Raw genomic sequence first — 18299 nt, 5'->3', positions numbered from 1 at the left:
GATGAGCTAGTCATATGGACACCATTCGCAAACACCTACCATTCTCCGGCTATTCTGCTGCCTATGCACTCCCCCGCATTATTAGGTGTGGAACAAATCTTTATCTCGCGCAGTTCGCATTCATGAAGCTTCTCCCTGCGAAGTACATTATCGAGCAAGCATTGGCTCGAGGCACTCTGACGCCTGACGCGAAGGTTCTGGAGACGTCGAGTGGAACCTTCGCGCTGGGATTGGCTGTAGTTTGCCGGGAATTTGGGTTGCAGCTTGAGATTTTCACGGACCCAGTGATGGATAAGGGACTGGAAAACAGGCTGAAATCCCTAAATGCGGAAGTTTTCATAGTAACTGAAAAGGCAAGGGAGGGTGGGTATCAAAGAAGCCGCCTGGACGCGTTGCACACTCGAATGAGACAATTAGACCAATCCTGTTTCTTACCTCGTCAATACGAAACCCCGGACAATCCGGCAGCCTACAAGTACTTCGCCGACCAGATCTCGGAGATGCTTGGCGCCGAGGGGACATTGGTAGGCTCTGTCGGATCAGGCGGCTCTACTTGCGGAACAATAGAGCGCCTCCGCCAAAAAGCGCCTGGTGCCCGCCTGATTGGAGTGGACACCTTCAACAGCGTCATTTTTGGCCAGCCGGACGGCGAACGGAAATTGCGGGGACTGGGGAACAGTCTTGTCCCCAAGAACGTCAAGCATGAACTATATGACGAGGTGCATTTCACATCGGCTTCGCTCGCGTTTGCTGCAACGCGTGCGCTCCACGAGCGACATGGCATTTTTGCCGGTCCGACCTCCGGCGCGAGCTACGTCGTTGGGCGCTGGCGCGCTCGGCAGTTCCCAAACGAAACCGTAGTCGTCATATGTCCAGATGAAGGCCACCGCTACCTCGAAACTGTTTACGACGACGAGTGGCTCAAGCAGAACGGATGTTTTGATCAAGGTGTTCTTCTGGACGCTCCGGCTAGCGAGGAGCATCCCTCGACTGCTCTCCCGCCATGGAACCGATATTGTTGGAGCCGGAAAAGCCGGGAAGCTGTCCTAAACGCGTTGGAGGTGTTTGATGAACCGAGGTAGCTTCCTCTTCGTGGAAAGCAACACCACAGGGACAGGCGAGCTATTGCTGAAGCGGGCCAGAGTCCTAGGGTTTGAACCGTATCTCGTTACGCGCAATCCTGCCCGCTATCCCTTTCTTAAGGGGTCTGTCGGTCGAGTGGTCGAAGCTGAAACACGGAATCCGGATGAACTCATCGAGGTCGCCGCCAAGTTACCAAGACTGGCAGGAATATATTCGTCGTCGGATTATTTTGTCGAAGCAGCGTCAAGGGCCGCGAAGGCGATCGGGTTCCCAGCGGCGAGTCCGGAGGCCATAGCTACGTCCCGGAACAAATGGAAACAAGCGACCGAGTTGCAGCGACAATCAATCTCGGTCCCGGAAACTCGGCTGGCCACATCCTTCAGAGACATGGAGACCATTCTTGCCCAAGCTATTCTCCCCGTGGTCGTGAAGCCGGTCTCCGGGAGCGGCAGTAGCGGTGTAAGGCTTTGCGACAGTGCCGCAGCCGCCATCAAGGCGTTTGAAAGTGCAAAGGATGTTCTGCTTGATCAAGTAGATTGGCGCAGCCCCGACATCCTCATCCAGCAATATATAGAAGGTAAGGAATACTCTGCAGAAATTATTGCGTACGATGGGACGCTGCATTGCCTTGGAATTGTTGCCAAGCACAAGGGGTCGCCTCCCTGCTTCGTCGAGGTGGGGCACGACTTCCCGGCCCCACTTCCCGAGTCGTCCCTACACGAACTGGCTTCCTTTGCCGCAGGCGCGGTATCGGCTCTGGGCTTGGAGTTCGGACCGGCTCATGTAGAGTTCGTCATAGCGGAGTCGGGTCCTGTCGTCATTGAGGTCAATCCCAGACTGGCCGGAGGAATGATTCCAGTCATGCTCTCGCACGCGTTGGGCACGTCAATCCCTGACATGGTGCTCAAGCTTTACGCGGGTGAGGCGTTCGTGCCTCCACAAGCCAGCTCAAGGGCGGGAGCCATCCGTTTCCGACTTGCCCAGGAGTCTGGGAAGCTCAAACGTCTGGGCTTTTCTCGAACCCCGGAGCCAACCGTGCCCGACGTCGGTCTTCTGAAATCTGAGGGGGAGGAATTACAGATCAATGGCGACTTCAGAGACCGAGTAGCCTATGCCGTAGGCGTTGCTGATGAACTCGATGCCGCTGTCACGGCAGCTGAACGGATGATCGATTCCGTTGTGATCGACATCGATCCGACTGCTAGCGCATCGGACAGCAAGAAAGACCCTGGGCCCGGCGAGGGCATGTGGACCTTGCATCCCGATGCGATGAAGCTGCTCGCTCCGCCTATCGAAATCTCGCGGGACGGTCGCCTTCTGCAATTCCAAGCGGCCATAGACGAAGCTCATCTGGTGATGCTCGTCGACAAGGCCCTGGTCAGCCGATCGGTAGCTGCAGACCTGCTCACGCATATCCTGGACCTCCAAGGCGAGGGCTTTCAATCTTTGGACGGCCGTGATGCTCCGCGTGGCCTCTATCTGGCCTATGAGGCCGAACTTGTCGCCAGAGCAGGCCCGGAAAAGGCGGGCTGGCTACACCTGGCGAGGTCCCGGAACGACTTGAACGCGACCATCTCTCTCCTCGCTCTTCGAGACGCCGCGTGTTCCATCTCGCAAGAAATAGGAATTGCACAAGATGTCCTCCTTCAGCGAGCCGAAGAAACGTCAAGACTTGTGGCTCCGCTGTACAGTCAATACCAAATCGCACTTCCAGGGTCGCCAGGGCACTACCTCCTCGGAGTCTTCTTCGCTCTCGACCGCGAGCGCCAGCGGCTTCATCGCCTCCTGGAAGACGTCAGGCATTGCCCCATGGGAGCCGGTGCCGGCGGGGGCACCAGTATACCAATAGATCCCCTCGAAACAGCACGTCTTCTGGGATTCGAACTGCCGTCGTTCAACTCTCTTGATGCGGTTGCGAGCCGTGACCATCACCTGCAGGCGCTTGCACTTTTCACCGGTGTGTCAATCTTGTTAAGTCGTGTGGCCCAGGACCTGCAGGTTTGGACGACGCGCGAGTTCGCCCTCATCGACATTGCTCGCAATCTTGCCGGCGGCTCTTCCATGCTGCCTCAAAAGAAGAACCCGTTTCTGCTTGAGCATATCAAGGGATCGGCAAGCACCGTGATCGGCTTATACGTGTCTGCGGCAACGGCAACCTGCAAATCGCCTTTCAGCAACTCGATCGAAGCAAGCAATTACGGCTGCTCTCCTCTGGGCCTTGCGGAAGATGCCCTGAAACGCGCGATCACCCTCACGTCGCTCATCGTTAAGCTCATGTCGTTCAACGCGACATCGATGCGGGAAAAGCTGGAAGACGGCTTAGCGATGACGACCGTCGCCGCCGAACGAATGGCGTCGCGAGGCGTTCCTTTCAGGAAGGCTCACACACAAATTGGCGAGATCGCCGCGCGCGCGTCTCGGGATAGCTGCGTTGCGAAGCGCCGAAGCGAGCTGGCCACCCACCTCGCTGATGTGATGCCGGCGAGTCCTGAAGAGTGCAGGGAGGCTCTGCAGTTCGGCGGAGGACCCGGCACAAGATCAACCGACGCCCAGCTTTCCGCAGCAAAAACGCTCTTTCGGGACACGCAGCTGAAATGCGCGGACATACGGGAACGCTGGGCGCGCGCTGAGATGCACCGCAAACAGAGAGTGAAAGAACTCATTGACAGGCATTAAGCCACCTGACGGAGCGGATATATGGTCGACATTTATACCAAGCGGTGATCAACGCCGCGTGGGATCTGGGGAGTTCGCCAACCTCGGTCAGCACCTCGTCATCTAGGCGGTGTGGACTCTTAGGATTGAACGAAGCCGCTGACGCGGCATTTGGTGCGGGGGTTTGCGGTTGAGGCTTCTGTTTTGAAGGATTGCGGCTGTTGAAGCGCAATCTTGAGAACAGGAGATGAGCGATGGCCGATTTGAGCCCTCTGCGCCGGCGCGTGATCGAGGACATGACGATCCGCAATCTGTCGCCGGCAACGCAGCGATCCTACATCCATGCGGTGGCGAAGTTTTCCCGGTATTTCGGCCGCTCGCCGGAGCGGCTTGGTCTGGAGGACGTCCGGGCCTTCCAGGGGCATCTGGTGTCGACCGGGATATCATGGCCGGCGTTGAACCAGACAGTATGCGCGCTGCGGTTCTTCTATGGCGTGACGCTTGGCCATGCCGAGATCCCGGAGCGGATTGCCTATGCCCGCGCGCCGCGCACGCTGCCGGTGGTTCTGAGCGCCGACGAGGTTGTCCGCTTCCTGGAGGCGGTGCCGAGCCTGAGGACGCGCACAGCCTTGACCACGGCCTACGCCGCTGGCCTTCGTGCTTCGGAGGCTGTCGGCCTAAAGGTCGACAGTATCGACAGCGAACGCGGTGTCATCCGGGTCGAGCATGGCAAGGGCGGGAAAGACCATTATGTCATGCTGTCGGTGCAGCTTCTGCGGATTCTGCGGGTCTATTGGCGGTTGGCAAAGCCGAAGGACTGGCTGTTCCCCGGTCGCGACGCAACCGCGCCGATCGATGTGCAGGTCCTCTATTCGGCCTGCCGCTCGGCGCGTGCCGCCGCCGGCATCGACAAGCGCGTGACAGTCCATACGCTTCGGCACAGCTTCGCCACGCATTTGCTGGAGAACGGCACCGATATCCGGATCATCCAAGTTCTGCTCGGCCACAACAATCTGTCGAGCACGGCGCGCTACACGAAGGTCTCGAACGGCCTCATCCGGCGGACGGAAAGCCCGCTCGACCGGCTGCGGCTGGAGGTCGTGCCACCCGGCTGAGCTCGCCTCGCCATGTCGGCGAGACTGGAGGTGGCGGATATCTTTCGCCGCCACGCAGAGGCGTATCGGCAGGTCCATGACGGCCATCCGGGCGCGTCGAGCGGCGGGTGATGAGCGCGATCGAGCTTTGCCGGACGGCCGAACTCGGTGGCCATGTCCAGGGATGCCGATCCTGCGGGGCGATCAGCATCGCCTAACAACTCCTGCCGCAACCGGCATTGCCCGAAGTGCCAGGGACAGGCCTGTCGCGAATGGCTTGCCGCGCGACAGAACGAGCTTCTGCCGGCTGCCTACTGCCACGTCGTCTTCACGCTGCCGGCGCAGGTCGCGGCGATCGCCTTCCAGAACAAGGCAGCGCTCTACGCCATCCTGTTCAAGACTGCGGCCGAGACGCTGCGAGTGATTTGCCGCCGATCCAAAACATCTCGGCGCAGAGATCGGGCACATCGCGGTGCTGCACAGCTGGGGCCAGAGCCTGCACTATCATCCCCACATCCATTGCATCGTGCCGGGCGGCGGGATCTCCCTCGATGGAAAGCGTTGGGTCGCCTGCCGGCCAGGATTCTTCCTGCCGGTGCGCGTCCTGTCGCGCCTGTTTCGCCGGCTCTTTCTGCAGGAATTGCGAGCAGCTTATGACGCGGGCAAGCTGAGCTTCTTCGGCGATCTCGCCCACCTGGCGGCGCCGGCTGCGTTTAACTGCAAGCTCGCCGAGGTTCGTCGCCTCGAATGGGCCGTCTACGCCAAGCCGCCATTCGGCGGGCCAGACCAGGTGCTGGCCTATCTCGGCCGCTATACCCACCGCGTTGCCATCGCCAACTCTCGCCTGATCAGCATGGCTGACGGCAAGGTCGCGTTCCGCTGGAGGGATTATCGCCAACGCGGCAAGTCGAAGGTCATGACGCTCGATGCGCACGAGTTCATCCGACGCTTTCTGCTGCACACCCTGCCGGATGGCTTCCATCGTATCCGCCACTACGGCTTCCTCGCCAACGGCCATCGTGCCGCAAAGCTCGAATTGTGTCGCAGGTTGCTGGACGCTCCGTTGCAGAAGGATGCTGCACCTGGAGACGAAGGCGCCGTCGCCAGCGCCCTCTGTTGCGGTGGCCAGATGGTCACACTGGGCATCTGGCGGTGCGGACAAGCGCCTCCTCGCCCCTTCTGGAACGACACGTCATGATCGCGCCCAACGCGTCTAGGTCACTGCGTACAGCATCGGCCGCAATGCGCGCCGGCATGCGGGGTTTTGACCCGCCTCATGCAGGTGGACACTGCCGGCCTGATGACGGCCAGCGTTGCGATGACGCTGAGCCCAACCAACGCCAAAACTTCCTTGCCTATACGGTTGTGACCCGCCACCATCCCATCCGGGGGGACCTTCGAGAACTCATCCGTGACGATCCCGACTGCCCCTCCAGGCTACAATCCCCATAGCGCCAGATCGCCCCGCGGCTTCGCTCAATCCGGCTTGCAATGAGGTCCGCTGCCGAGCCCGCATGCCACGCTCGTGCCCACGGACCTCACAGAAGCCTTCAGATTCCCTTTTTGCTCGTAGCGTGATTCATGTGTGGACGGCCCCCGTTGAGCAAGAAGATTCTGACAATGGCAATACTGAAGCGGTCAGGTTCATTCATGTGTTCGGCCTGTTTTTGTGCGGCCTCAGGCCGCTGGCCATGATGGTGTCGGTGGATCGGGCCCTCATCAAGCTGCCGCGCTGCGATGCGCGTTGAATCTCTCAGGTTCTCCCGATCCCCGGCTTGACCGGATCTGCATCACTGATGTCGTTCTCGCCTGCCCAAACTGGATGTCATTTCGCGCGACCGTCGTTACCCTCGAGCCATTGACGGCGTCGCGCGGTAGTTTTCCTCACGCGCCATCACCGCCCAGGCGATCCGCGCTACCTTGTTGGCGACAGCGACTGTGACCAGCCGTGCCGGCTTACGCTCGAGCAACTGGTTCGCCCAGGTGCTGACGGTCGTCGCTTTTCGCCGCGTGTATCGGATGACCGCCGTGGCGCCGACGACGAGGAGATGCCGTAGATAGCGATCTCCCATCTTCGAGATTCCTCCCATTCTGTCTTTGCCACCGGAGGAATGTTGTTTTGGAACAAGGCCGAGCCAAGCAGCGAATTGACGACCGGAGCGGAAGACCTTTGCGTCGACGACGGTGGCAGCGAGGGCGGTCGCCGTGATGAACCCGATTCCGGGAATGGTTGAAAGCCGCCGGCAGACCTGGTTCGTGCGATACCACGCCAGAAGCTCGATCTCGATCTTCCGGATTTGCGCGCTAAGCCCCTCGATCGTTCGGGCGAGGAGGATAAGAACCTGTCGCGCCATCGCGGGGAGCGGCCCATCGCCCTTGTCAAGAGCTTCGATTAGACCACGGACATGGGCCCGGCCCTTCGGTGCGACGACGCCATATTCGGCCAGATGCGCCCGCATCGCGCTGATTTGCGCTGTGCGCTGCCGAACCAAGAGGTGGCGAGCCCGATGAAGCATCAGAATGCTCTGGGCATCCGCCGATTTGACAGCCACGAACCGCATTGTCGGTCGCGTCACCGCCTCGCAGATCGCTTCCGCGTCGGCCGCATCGTTCTTGTTGCGCTTGACGTAGGCCTTTACGTAAGCCGGCGGCATCAACTTGACCACATGCCCGAGTGCAATCAGCTCCCGCGCCCAATGGTGCGCCGTCGCGCAGGCCTCCATGCCGATGAGGCACGGCTGCATATCGCGAAGCAACGGGATAAGCTGATCGCGCCGAACTTTTCGACGGAGCACCGCGTTTCCAGCATTATCGACGCCGTGAACTTGAAAGACGTTCTTGGCGATATCCAATCCAATCGTGATAACTTGCATGCGGACGGTTCCTTCCCTCTGATGGTCCTTTGACAACGCCATCTTGGCACATTGCGATGCCGCTGGGTCGGGGGCCGTCCACCCCATCAAGACTGCTTTTTGGAGGCAGCCTTGGGTGTGATGGATCGGTTGGTATTGAGCGACACGGCGTGGGAGCGGATGGCGCCGCTGATCATAGGTCGGCCTGATCAGAAGGGTTCGACTGGCCGCGATAACCGGATGTTCGTCGAGGCAGTGCTATGGATTGTCCGAACGGGCTCCCCTTGGCGCGATCTTCCCGATGTATTCGGCGATTGGAACAGTGTCTTCCGCCGCTTCAGTCGGTGGAGTAGCAAAGGTGTCTGGTGGCGTATCTTCGAGGCGATGTCCGATGATCCGGACTTCGAATATCTCATCATCGATTCCACCATTGTGCGGGCCCACCAACATGCGGCCGGCGCCAAAAAAGGGGGTCTGAAGATCAAGCCCTTGGTCGTTCCCGCGGCGGTCTGAACACCAAGATACACATGGCAGTTCGCGGCTTGGGCTGCCCTGTGCGGTTCACGCTTACCGCAGGTCAAAAGGGCGATGCGCCGCAAGCCGCCGCCTTGATCGAAGGACTGCCCGCCGAAGTGGTCATGGCCGACACCGCCTATGACGCCGACCACTTACGCCAAGCCATCGCCGCCAAGGGCGCGATCGCTGTCAGACCCAACAACCCATCGCGCTCGCTTAAATATTCACTCGACAAGCACCTCTATGCCCAGCGTCATCTCGTCGAATGCTGCTTCTCCAAGCTCAAGCAGTTCCGCAGGGTCGCAACCCGTTTCGAGAAAACCGCCCGCAACTACCACGCCGTTGTCACCCTGGCGGCAATCGTCCTATGGCTTCGCTAAGTGTCCACACCGCCTAGAGCACGTCCTGTTTAATCCGGGTCATATCCTGCGGCTTCGAAGTAGTCGGCACATTCGGCTGGGGTGAAGAGGTCGGACGACCGCGCCGACCGCATCCACAGAGCCTTGATGGTTCTCTCGGCCTTTGCTCGCAGCAGCGCCTTGAGTTTGGCGAAGGCGTTCTCAATCGGATTGGACCTGGCGAAGAACGTGTTTCAGGCGCACGGCTCGGATGCGTCGGGAGCCACCCTGTTCCGCAAAAAGTTGCGCCGCGATCACGTGCTTCGGTTCCTAGCTGAGCAGCCGGCTTGCACGGTGGCGATGGAGGCGTGTGCCGGCAGCCATTATTGGGCGCGGGAGATCGCGAAGCTGGGTCATGGCGTCCGGCTGATCGCTCCGGGCTACGTCAAGCCTTTCGGTGCGCCCCGATGGCGCGTATTACCAGTGGAGGAAGGATCCACCCAGAGAGTTGTCGATTGATCTGGTAGCTGACGAGCGGTTTGGACGAGCAATCGGACGGATCGAAGCCTCGTGACAAAGGTCGCTATAGGTGGCCGAGCAATCCAGCGGGCCGTAACGTGAGTGAAGCCTGAGCACGCCTCGAAAGTTACGATGTGAACGCCGACCCGGTCGAATGGGGGGGAAGGCCGCGCAGCCAGGGAAGCAATCGACATGTGCACCTTGCTGGTTCACCGGGGTAATGGGCATGGCACGTTGGAAAGGTAATGCGGGTAATCGGGGGATACCCGTCCTGGTCGAAGGTCGCGCCTTCAGCATCGAGTACGTCGATGGACCGGACGGGAGTCGGACAGGGTTGTAGTACCGACGAAGCCGGGTAATTCCGGCGGAGGAAAGGACCCTGACTTCAGGTGTGCTTTTGAAGATGGCAAGGAAAGGGTAGATTGGCGATGAGCCTGGAAACGCCCGATAAAATCAGGAACCTTCAGAGAAAGCTCTATTGCAAGGCGAAGGCGGAGCCTGCTTTCCGCTTCTATGTGCTCTACGACAAGATCTGTCATGAAGACATTCTGAGTCACGCCTTTGCGTTGGCCCGCACAAAACGGGTGCGCCGGGAGTGGACGGAATAACTTTCGAGCAGATCGATGCGTCGGGACGAGAAGCATGGTTGGCGGGCCTGCGCGAAGAACTCGTCACGAAGACTTACCGGCCCGATCCGGTGCGGCGGGTGATGATCCCGAAGCCCGGCGGTGGCGAACGACCGCTCGGTATCCCGACAATCCGGGACCGGGTCGTCCAAGCTGCTGCAAAGATCGTACTGGAGCCAATCTTCGAGGCGGATTTTGAGGACGGCGCTTATGGGTATCGGCCGCGTCGCAGCGCGGTCGATGCAGTTAAGCAAGTACACCGCTTGTGTGCCGGGGCTACACGGACGTTGTTGACGCCGATTTGTCGAAATATTTCGACACGATCCCGCACTCGGACCTCCTTAAATCGGTGGCCCGCCGCATTGTCGACCGGAAAGTTCTGCGGCTGATCAAGCTGTGGTTGAAAGTGCCGGTGGAAGAGCGGGACGGCAAAGGGACACGGCGTATGAGGGCGGTAAGAGCAGCACGCGTGGCACTCCGCAAGGCGGTGTGATCAGCCCAATGCTTTCCGTCATCTATATGAACCGCTTCCTGCAGTACTGGCGTCTCAGCGGACGATGCGAAGCATTCCGTGCGCAAGTCGTCTCATACGCCGACGATTTCGTCATTCTCAGTCGTGGATATGCGGCGAAGGCTTTGACGTGGACGAAGGCTGTGATGACAAAACTGGGGCTGGAGCTCAATGAGGCGAAGACCTCTTTGAAAGATGCCCGGTGGGGTCATGCTCCGACGCCGATTCACACTATCTTATGGCGATGTCCTCGACGGGACGCATTCAATTGCTCTTTCTGACATAAAAGGAAATATTTCGCGGACCGTCAGCTGGAAAGCTCCGGGGACGGATTGCTCGCTGCAGGCAGCGATCAGATAGTCCTCCTTCGGCCGGAGCTGCCAGAATTTCCAACGCGTCGGCGCGTCTTCAAGTTCTTCACGCGCGCTCATCGTGATGGTGTTTGTTGGGCCGAAGTGAAAACTGAACAAGTGCAAAGGAATGGCCAGGCCAAGTCCGCGCGCTTTAATGTAAGCTTCCTTCAGGGTCCAATATTCGAAAAAGCGGCCATGTTGTTGGCTACATGGCTCCGCTGCGAGTGCTACCACCTCTTCTGGCGAGAAAAACTGATCCGCGATATCCAGCAGAGACGACCCCAGTCGTACGTTCTCGACATCGACACCGAAAAACTTTCCCCCCACGATTCCAACAACAATGAGCCCTTTCGTATGGGAAATGTTAAAATCGATATCGGGAACGCCGTTCGGCAAGTTCGCAATGCTCGGACGTCCGAACGCATTTTTTCGGAACCGCCAGTCTTGCGGTTCGACATGGACATAGCGGGACAGCACCGAACGCACTGCTGCCCGCGTCACTAGATAACGACGGCGGTGATACGAAAAATGGAACCGCGACTCCTGACCGCGTTCGTCCTCGGTGAGGACATTTCTGTAGAAGCTCAAAATGTCCGGCGCTGATATTTCGTCAAAATAAGTGAGCCACAGATCCACGCCATTTGGCTCAAGCTCAAGCAGCACAATGTCATCCTCCTTCACAAAGGCCGGTAGCACCACGCAGGATGTATTGCAACAATTTAGGCGTCCACGCCATGCCCGTTGATAGGTTCTATCGCAAACCGGACTGTGGTCACGATGAGACTCTTTAGCCTTCTGCGAGATCAGCAGATGAGGACAATTGACCCGTCCGCGATAGTTCCCTCGGTGTCTCTGCTCCAGCGCGATGATCTCCGGCGGGAGCGGGAGCTGGCGTCGGAACGGCTCGGTTTTCAATCCTGGGCACTCGCAACGCGGATCTCCGTCGTCAGTTTCTTCGATGTCTAGCCAGTGAAGAGTTTATCCCACCACGGGATCGAGGTCCCTGCTTGAATGAGTTGGCATGCAGGAGTGCGGCCTCGCCACGACGCGGCCGGAAGATTTCATAAAGGTCCTCCATCAGCGACGGCCACGCACGGACCGGCGGTGCTGGCGGCTCGGCGGTTGGCGCGAGCTGCCGGTACAGCGCGTCAAGCCTCAGGAGCTTGGCTTCGATCGCCAAAGCCCGCGCTCTGGATGCGTTCCTGGCAAATCGAAGCACGTGGGTCACGAAGCTGACCGCAGACGTCCAGGGGGACGTATTGTCGACGTTCGTGACATCGACCTCGTTGGGAGCTGTGCGAGGAATCCCATGAGGCAATGCTCAAGTGCGTCGGCGTCGGCCTCGGCGATCAGACGGTCAAGGCAGTCACTGCCACGCTGGCGCTTAACGACCTCGTACAGCCGATCCAGCGCGGCAATGTGGCGCGACATATGTGGAACGTATATGGACCCCCGCCCGATTGCAACAGGTCGGCTGGATCAGGATCGTTGGTCACAACTGCTGACGTATATCCGGCTTCCCTGATGCGGCTGGACAACGTCTTCGCCGCGAGCCCCGATGGATTTTCGCGCGCTCCACCTCATCGGCCCCTAGACATTGGCCGAAGCCAAGCCGGTCCACACACCAGGTTCGGGAAGCGACGGAATGACCGTTTCACCATCTCCTACCATTTTGCTGCAATTGCTGGGGTGAGACCTCCTTCTGTTATTCCTTCGTTTGCCGCTTCGCCTTAAGCTGCTTTCACCGATGGTGCGTGCTCGTAGACTGTGCTGCCCGAGAGCATGGCCCACACGATCCTCGCATTTTTGTTGGCGAGCGCGACAGCCGCGACATTGGGATGCCGCCTTTGCCGCAGCTTACCGAGCCAGAGGCTTCGGGGATCCTGCTTGCCGCCTGCTTTACCGAGCGCAGCGCGAGCGCCATGGATCATCAATGTGCGCAGATAGCGATCGCCGCGTTTGCTGATACCGAATAGGCAGGCTCGCCCTCCACTGGATCGTTGTTTCGGCACCAGGCCGAGCCAAGCCGCGAACTGACGGCCGTTCTTGAAGCAGGTTCTATTGCCCACGGCAGCGATCAAGGCGGTTGCCGTTACGGGGCCGATGCCTTCGATTTTTCCAAGCCGCTGGCACTGCTCGCTGGTGCGGAAGATCTCTCGTATCCGCCGGTCATAGGTTGCAATGCGATCATCGAGTTCGGCCATTTCCGCCCGCAACTCCCTCATGAGCGAACGGACCATGTCGATGAGGCCGTCAGCGTGGTTCCCGACGATGACGGCAAGGCTGCGTCGCAGCTGCGAGATGTCACGAGCAATGACAATCCCATGCTCGGAAAGGAGGCCACGAAACTGATTGATGAGTCTGACCCGGTCGGCGACCAGACGCCGACGAATGCGATGAACGGCCTGGATTGCCAGCTGATCAATCGACTTCGGCGGCACAAAGCGCATTGATGGCCGGCCGACCGCCTCGCAGATGGCTTCCGCATCGTTCCGGTCGTTCTTGTTCGACTTGACGTATGGTGTCACGAACTGAGGGCTGATCAGCTGAACCTCATGGCCGAGATCGGAAAGCACCCTTGCCCAATAATGCGCTCCGTTCGAGGCTTCCATGCCGACCAGACATCGCGGCAGATTGGCGAAGAAGCGGGCTACCGCATCGCGACGCAACGTCTTTCGCACGACGACTTTTCCGTGGCTGTCGACGCCGTGAACCTCGAAGACATACTTCGCAAGATCCAGACCTATTCGAACGCCTGCATGACATCCTCCTTCGTTGCAGTTGGCGTTCGAGATTTCACCTCGCCTGGAGGGCGGGGTCCATACCATTGGCCACGCGGGCAAGCGCTTTTTTAGACATTTCATCCAGCGGGATATGTGCGGTCATATGTCCGGTCTTTCAGCGCGGTCTAAGACCACTGGCCTCGATGACATTCGCGATGCGAGAGGCTGATCAATCTGACGCGCTGTAAGCGCATTGTCGCGCCGGCCTCTCTCGCCTCGGGATTCGTCCCGTGGGTCATCGTCTAATTGTGCACTTCGCCTCTGTCCGGCGTCGCGCCGGCCAGTCCGTCGTGGTCGCCCGTTCGGCTCAGGCTCGTGCTGCCGCTTGCCGCACCAGTATTTCGATATTTCCCGCCCTTGATGAGCAGTGCCCAGATAATCCTCGCCATCTTGTTGGCGAGCGCAATCGCGACGACCTTGAAAGACCGCCGCGCTAAAAGGGCGACTAGCCATCGCGGCGCTTTGTCGTTTCCCTTAACGCGCCGCAAGACCGGATTCGCCATATACGAGCAGCGAGCGGAGCATCGGATTGCCCATTTTCGATATGCCGCCGAGCCGCTCCTTCGAACCGATCAAAATGAGGAGGTTTTTCGAGGCCTCCACGTGACAGTTCCTCGTCGCCTCAGCCAGAACGATTGTCATAACCATTCCTCGGCGATGATCAGCGCTTCTCGGCCGTCGACCACCGCCGCCGCCGTTGCTCGCGACCGTTCAGGATCTCAATCTTCGGGCTACGATCATACACGACATTACTCCTATCCCTTATCAAGATGGAGATCGTGTCCGATTCATTCGGCGACTATTTCAGATTGTACCTATTCGTCAAGGGTCCGAAATGGCGTCAACGACCAATTTATTAAGTCGACGGCACGCTGAAGTTTCGCCTCGGTCTGAGCAAGGCTGGGTGAAACAGCCAGGATATGTCCAATGCAGTCTCGGTAATCGCCTTTCCTGACGATCGGCGTCCCGGGTTCAACATACAATTTGGCCTCGACGACACCAGATACAGCAGCAGCCTGACTGTCGCCACCAATCCAATCGAGGATGCCGTCGCGATCAGGAATCAGGAACCGCGCGGCCGCAGTGTGCGAATGCCTTCTGCGTAAATCACATTCCTCGCCGATGACAAGCTTGATGTGCTCGGCGATGAGGTCAATACCGCAAGCCAGATGGACCAGCTGGGGCTCGAGCGCGCCAGCAAGACGCGGATTGACTTCGATGACGACCGGGCCACGCTTCGTCCACCGGAGTTCAATGTTCGTTGGCCCCCAGCCAAGACCGAGAGCTCCCAAACAGCTCAGCGAAACTTCGGCGATATGTTTATGCTCGTGATCACTCAGCGAGGCCGGAAAGGTCGTCTCGCGGAACACGAAATGCGGTGGGGCGCCGAAATCAGCGGCGACAATCCCAACAACCTCATTTCCCATTATCTCGACGCTATAAAAGGGGCCTTGTGCGAATTCTTCGACCAGTATCCTCGGCGAAGATCGCCATATGTGCTTCCCGCCCAACAGATAGGTCGTGTGTTCGGCCAACTCATCGGCGTTTCGGCACAATCGGACACCACTGCTACCGCTGCCCACGGCTGGCTTGACAATCACCGGCAGCCCGATCTGCGCGGCAAAGCTTTCCGCCTCCGTCGCATCCGCCGCCAAGCGATAAGCAGGTACTGGAACGCCGGAGTGCGCGAGGAGCTGACGTTGAGTGAACTTATCGCAGCATCGTTCAATGGACGCGGGGTTCGGTCCCGGTAGTGCGAAATGCCGGCAGAGTTCAACAACTCTGGCATAGACCGACTCGTCGAAATCCGCAAAGCCAGTAATGCCGGCAATATCATAGGTCGCACGGAGCCCGGAACATTCACGAATCAGCGCATCGAGATCGTCTGTATCGACACGCACTGCCTCAACACTTTCCGCCGCAAGATAGTCGTAGAAGGCTGGATCAGCTGCCAGGGTAATTGGATGAAGCCCAAGGCGCTTGGCCGCTTGGACGTAGAGCAGGCCACTTGTCCGGTGACCTTCAAGCAGGATGAGCGCTTTTCTTGCCATTGGCTTTCCCCCGTAGTGGTCTGAGCGTAAATCCGCGTCATTTTTTTGCCGTGCCTGACCTCAGACTCTGCGGTCATCGTACCAGTGTCGGCGATTTGCGGTCATGAAGATTCTATGAATATAGTTGAAAGATCTATTGCAGCGTTTTGAAGTCAGATAACAAATTTCTCTCTCTGGCTCGATCGGCCAAGCGAGTTTGGATGCTAGGCTGCGTAAGCTGCCGACCTGGCATTAATGTTGTGGCTGACATCGCAATCAGTGGAGTGAAAGAAACATGTCAGGTCAGAGACGGATCTTCTTCTACCGGAAGAGGGCATCTGAAGACCGGCAATGGCTCCGCCGGCGATATCACGTTGTCTGGGTAAGAACGCAATAAGACCCGCTCCCGAAGGTCTTGTCGATCAATGGTCACCTGGTCCGCCGTCGCGTCTGTCGCCCGACCAGCAAGCCGACCTGGCCGCAATCGTCGAAAAGAGTCCGGACTGTACTGTTGACGGCGTCGTGCCGTCGCGGGCGTCGGAGTTGAACCCGGTCGAGAACGTCTGGCAATACCTGCGCCAGAACTGGCTCTCCACCCGTGTCTTCGACAGCTATGAGGCTATCATCAACGCCGCATGCGAGGCTTGGCACAAACTCCTCGCCGTCCCAGATGCCATCACTTCAATCGGAATGCAGGAGTGGGCCTATATCGGTCAAATCCCATGACTCCTGGCATAAGCATATTGCGGCAATCATCAGAGACGGTCGGATGAAATGGCAAGCCTCCACCGGCTACGGCAGGCGCGCTGGTCGAGACCGCCATCGGGATCCGGCGCGTTGTGTAGGCCTTAACCGGGTCGGAATGTATGGCAGTCCGGGCAAATCCGACGGAAAAGCACGTATATCTGTGCTTCGTGCTGCACGACCGCGCTCTGCAGCGCCGCCATGATCTTCTTGCCCTGCTCAAGAGAGAAGCCTATCTCACCGTCGAACAAGCGCCCCCAGCTCCTGGCAATCCGGACTTCCTCACGACAAACGTCGCCGAACTCGTTATTCCCCTCGATCGTGATCGTCCACTCCAGCGCCACCATCGCCTCCTTGAACAAAAACGATGGTTGGACCGATCGGACCTAACAAGCCGTGTTCGACCCCAGAGAAATTGCCGGTCTCGTCGTCGAGCACGGTGAGCGGATGCAGCCCCGGTCCGCAAGGCGACATAGCCCTTGAAATCCATCTGCCACAGAACGTTGGGCGCATCGTGCTCGAAGCGGATGAAGGGCTGCGTGGCGCCGCCGTCTGGGCGGCCGAGCTCCAGGCCGTTGCGGCGCAATATGCCGGTGATGGTCGAGGGCTGGCCCTTGTCCTCCCGCGCGCGTCCGCCCAGGCCGGATGCGCGCGCCGCACCGAACCGCCGCCGCCTCGATCGCTTTCTGCATCGCTTCGGGCTCATCGCGGCTGTCGCGAGCGTTCGGCAAGGCCCGCAACCCCTTCCGCCCGGAAGCGACCGATGAGCTTGTAGCCACAGGTTCGGCCGATGCCGAAAGGCTGGCACAGCGCGCTCACATTGGCGCCCTCCGCCAGCGCAAGCCGCACAAACTCCTCCTTCTGCATCATCGCGCTCCTGCCCTTGAATGGCATCCCGAACCCCCGACGCAAAACTCGCCAAACTGTTCGATGTCTTTCAGGGCATCCTTACTGCCTTAATAACAGCGTTGAAACGTCTCCTCGAGCTGGAGTGCGCCCTTTCGGGTGGACAGATTTCAGGCCGCTGATTTGCCAGTGTGTCGGATGTTTTGATCCTCGAATTGCTGCGGGCTGAGATATCCCAGCGCCGAATGGAGCCTGCGTTTGTTGTAGACCTCCTCGATGAAGTGGGGAAGTTGCGCTGTAACGTCCTCGAAGGTTTCGAGCGCCATCGGGTAGACCGCCTCGACCTTGAGGGTTTTCATAAAGCTCTCCGCCTTGGCATTGTCATAAGGGTTGCCTCTGCGGCCCATCGAGCCCGCCAGACCATGGCCGGCCAGAAGTTGCCGGTAGGCCTCGGCGGCATACTGGGAGCCACGATCGGAGTGATGAATGCAGCCGGGCGGCGGCGTTCTGCGCTCGACTGCGGCGCACAAGGCAGCCATTGTCAGGCGGGCATCGATCGATCGGCCAATGGCGTAGCCGACGATCATGCGTGACCATGCGTCGAGGACGATGGCGACATAAACGAAGCGAGCCGGCAGCGCGACATAGGTGATGTCGGCCACCCAAAGCTGGTTCGACCCCATCGGCACGACGTCCTTGGCCAGGTTGGGGAAGATCGGGCTGTCATGATCGCTGTCGGTGGTGGCGACGTATCGGTGCCTCATCCTGGGCTGCAGGTCATGCTCGACCATCAGGCGGCGGATCTTCTTGTGGTTCACGACCACGCCTTGCTGACGCAGCGCCGCACCCACACGGCGATAGCCGTAGAACTCGAACTCGTCGCAGATCGAGACCATCGCCTCGACGATGGCGGTGTCGTCGGCCGGCCGTTCGGGACGGTCATAGAAGCTCGAACGTGCCATGCCCATCAGCCGGCATCCTTCGGCGACACTGAGGCCACGGGGCCGGTGATGACGGATGTAATCCCGCTTCTCGGCCGCGGAGCGCTTTTCAGAGCCCCCTTTAGAAACTCCAGTTCCAGAGCCTGTTTGCCGACAAGTCGCTCAAGCGCGGCAATCCGCGCCTCGTATTCCGTGATCAGAGCCGCTGAGGCCACATCCTCATCCAAACCGCCAGCTTCATACTTGCCAACCCAGATCCGGATCAGGGTGCGGGTGATGTCGTGCCGTTGCGCCAAGCTGTGAAACGTATCGCCCGACAGATATTCCTGAACAACCTGACGCTTGAACGTGATGCTGTAGCTGCGGTGTCTTGCCATGGTTCTCTCTCCGAAAACCCGACAGCACGGG

15 protein-coding genes and 5 pseudogenes are annotated in these 18299 nt (G+C 59.2%); 10 read left to right on the top strand and 10 right to left on the bottom strand.

Annotated features, from left to right (window positions below; all coding sequences use genetic code 11):
* Positions 1-14: 14 nt before the first annotated feature.
* The 4 genes and pseudogenes from NKJ77_RS30210 to NKJ77_RS30195 all read left to right on the top strand — a co-directional run bounded on the left by NKJ77_RS30210 (position 15) and on the right by NKJ77_RS30195 (position 6030).
* On the top strand, positions 15-1082 hold the full coding sequence (locus NKJ77_RS30210) for a cysteine synthase family protein (RefSeq protein ID WP_352536232.1): 1068 nt from the start codon (positions 15-17) through the stop codon (positions 1080-1082).
* Positions 1069-3759 carry a lyase family protein gene (locus NKJ77_RS30205; RefSeq protein WP_352536231.1) on the top strand — a complete coding sequence of 897 codons (2691 nt, stop codon included), beginning with the start codon at positions 1069-1071 and terminating at the stop codon, positions 3757-3759. The genes NKJ77_RS30210 and NKJ77_RS30205 overlap by 14 nt, the downstream gene beginning before the upstream one ends.
* Positions 3760-3992: 233 nt before the next feature.
* A complete protein-coding gene (locus tag NKJ77_RS30200) occupies positions 3993-4853 on the top strand; it encodes a site-specific integrase (protein WP_352536230.1) in 861 nt (286 codons plus the stop codon).
* 12 nt (positions 4854-4865) lie between these two features.
* Positions 4866-6030, top strand: a pseudogene (locus tag NKJ77_RS30195) (IS91 family transposase).
* A gap of 646 nt (positions 6031-6676) precedes the next feature.
* Here NKJ77_RS30195 and NKJ77_RS30190 read toward each other — a convergent pair.
* Positions 6677-7705 carry an IS110 family RNA-guided transposase gene (locus NKJ77_RS30190; RefSeq protein ID WP_352536229.1) on the bottom strand — a complete coding sequence of 343 codons (1029 nt, stop codon included), beginning with the start codon at positions 7703-7705 and terminating at the stop codon, positions 6677-6679.
* 111 nt (positions 7706-7816) lie between these two features.
* Here NKJ77_RS30190 and NKJ77_RS30185 point away from each other — a divergent pair.
* Positions 7817-8580 (top strand): IS5 family transposase gene (locus tag NKJ77_RS30185; protein WP_352536228.1). Its coding sequence is split into 2 segments (ribosomal slippage): positions 7817-8152 and positions 8155-8580, totalling 762 coding nucleotides; the frame shifts between segments, so codons are not numbered across the junction.
* A 29-nt stretch (positions 8581-8609) separates the two neighbouring features.
* Here the strand turns inward: NKJ77_RS30185 and NKJ77_RS30180 are convergent.
* Positions 8610-8771 (bottom strand): annotated as a pseudogene (locus NKJ77_RS30180) (IS630 family transposase); the annotation flags it as partial.
* Here NKJ77_RS30180 and NKJ77_RS30175 point away from each other — a divergent pair.
* The 4 genes and pseudogenes from NKJ77_RS30175 to NKJ77_RS30160 form a co-directional block, all read left to right on the top strand.
* A pseudogene (locus NKJ77_RS30175) lies at positions 8707-8994 on the top strand (hypothetical protein); the annotation flags it as partial. The pseudogenes NKJ77_RS30180 and NKJ77_RS30175 overlap by 65 nt on opposite strands.
* A 485-nt stretch (positions 8995-9479) precedes the next feature.
* Positions 9480-9665, top strand: a complete 186-nt coding sequence (locus NKJ77_RS30170) for a hypothetical protein (RefSeq protein ID WP_352536227.1) — start codon at positions 9480-9482, stop codon at positions 9663-9665.
* A complete protein-coding gene (locus tag NKJ77_RS30165; RefSeq protein ID WP_352536226.1) occupies positions 9653-10072 on the top strand; it encodes an RNA-dependent RNA polymerase family protein in 420 nt (139 codons plus the stop codon). Before NKJ77_RS30170 ends, NKJ77_RS30165 begins: the two co-directional genes overlap by 13 nt.
* A gap of 7 nt (positions 10073-10079) precedes the next feature.
* Positions 10080-10475 (top strand): reverse transcriptase domain-containing protein, encoded by a 396-nt coding sequence (locus tag NKJ77_RS30160; RefSeq protein ID WP_352536225.1) that lies wholly within the window; start codon positions 10080-10082, stop codon positions 10473-10475.
* On the opposite strand, the gene NKJ77_RS30155 is transcribed toward NKJ77_RS30160, so the two are convergent.
* From NKJ77_RS30155 to NKJ77_RS30140, 4 genes and pseudogenes are all read right to left on the bottom strand, one after another.
* Positions 10431-11210 carry a 4'-phosphopantetheinyl transferase family protein gene (locus tag NKJ77_RS30155; RefSeq protein ID WP_352536224.1) on the bottom strand — a complete coding sequence of 260 codons (780 nt, stop codon included), beginning with the start codon at positions 11208-11210 and terminating at the stop codon, positions 10431-10433. The genes NKJ77_RS30160 and NKJ77_RS30155 overlap by 45 nt on opposite strands.
* Positions 11211-12277: 1067 nt before the next feature.
* Entirely contained in the window at positions 12278-13342 is a 1065-nt protein-coding gene (locus NKJ77_RS30150; RefSeq protein ID WP_352536244.1) for an IS110 family RNA-guided transposase, read from the bottom strand.
* Between the two features lie 329 nt (positions 13343-13671).
* A pseudogene (locus tag NKJ77_RS32455) lies at positions 13672-13900 on the bottom strand (IS110 family transposase); the annotation flags it as partial.
* A gap of 245 nt (positions 13901-14145) precedes the next feature.
* Entirely contained in the window at positions 14146-15381 is a 1236-nt protein-coding gene (locus tag NKJ77_RS30140) for an ATP-grasp domain-containing protein (RefSeq protein WP_352536222.1), read from the bottom strand.
* A 501-nt stretch (positions 15382-15882) separates the two neighbouring features.
* Between NKJ77_RS30140 and NKJ77_RS30135 the strand changes: the two are divergent.
* Positions 15883-16086 (top strand): annotated as a pseudogene (locus NKJ77_RS30135) (IS630 family transposase); the annotation flags it as partial.
* A gap of 122 nt (positions 16087-16208) precedes the next feature.
* Here the strand turns inward: NKJ77_RS30135 and NKJ77_RS30130 are convergent.
* The 4 genes from NKJ77_RS30130 to NKJ77_RS30115 form a co-directional block, all read right to left on the bottom strand.
* A complete protein-coding gene (locus NKJ77_RS30130) occupies positions 16209-16451 on the bottom strand; it encodes a hypothetical protein (RefSeq protein WP_352536221.1) in 243 nt (80 codons plus the stop codon).
* Positions 16452-16806: 355 nt separating this feature from the next.
* Positions 16807-16974 (bottom strand): helix-turn-helix domain-containing protein, encoded by a 168-nt coding sequence (locus tag NKJ77_RS30125; RefSeq protein WP_352536220.1) that lies wholly within the window; start codon positions 16972-16974, stop codon positions 16807-16809.
* Between the two features lie 146 nt (positions 16975-17120).
* On the bottom strand, positions 17121-17969 hold the full coding sequence (locus NKJ77_RS30120) for an IS3 family transposase (protein WP_352536243.1): 849 nt from the start codon (positions 17967-17969) through the stop codon (positions 17121-17123).
* A complete protein-coding gene (locus tag NKJ77_RS30115) occupies positions 17918-18268 on the bottom strand; it encodes a transposase (RefSeq protein ID WP_352536052.1) in 351 nt (116 codons plus the stop codon). Before NKJ77_RS30115 ends, NKJ77_RS30120 begins: the two co-directional genes overlap by 52 nt.
* Positions 18269-18299 lie beyond the last annotated feature (31 nt).

It is taken from the genome of Mesorhizobium sp. M0052 (assembly GCF_040323255.1).
In the GTDB taxonomy this organism is placed as follows: domain Bacteria; phylum Pseudomonadota; class Alphaproteobacteria; order Rhizobiales; family Rhizobiaceae; genus Mesorhizobium.
The sequence above is the reverse complement of the archived record's forward strand: the minus strand, read 5'-3'. Positions and strand labels throughout refer to the sequence as shown.

Bases quoted from the DNA above. Each gene is read 5' to 3' on its own strand.
- NKJ77_RS30210 (WP_352536232.1), top strand. From the start codon at position 15: ATGGACACCATTCGCAAACACCTACCATTCTCCGGCTATTCTGCTGCC.
- NKJ77_RS30205 (WP_352536231.1), top strand. From the start codon at position 1,069: ATGAACCGAGGTAGCTTCCTCTTCGTGGAAAGCAACACCACAGGGACA.
- NKJ77_RS30200 (WP_352536230.1), top strand. From the start codon at position 3,993: ATGGCCGATTTGAGCCCTCTGCGCCGGCGCGTGATCGAGGACATGACG.
- NKJ77_RS30190 (WP_352536229.1), bottom strand. From the start codon at position 7,705: ATGCAAGTTATCACGATTGGATTGGATATCGCCAAGAACGTCTTTCAA.
- NKJ77_RS30140 (WP_352536222.1), bottom strand. From the start codon at position 15,381: ATGGCAAGAAAAGCGCTCATCCTGCTTGAAGGTCACCGGACAAGTGGC.
- NKJ77_RS30130 (WP_352536221.1), bottom strand. From the start codon at position 16,451: ATGGTGGCGCTGGAGTGGACGATCACGATCGAGGGGAATAACGAGTTC.
- NKJ77_RS30125 (WP_352536220.1), bottom strand. From the start codon at position 16,974: ATGATGCAGAAGGAGGAGTTTGTGCGGCTTGCGCTGGCGGAGGGCGCC.
- NKJ77_RS30115 (WP_352536052.1), bottom strand. From the start codon at position 18,268: ATGGCAAGACACCGCAGCTACAGCATCACGTTCAAGCGTCAGGTTGTT.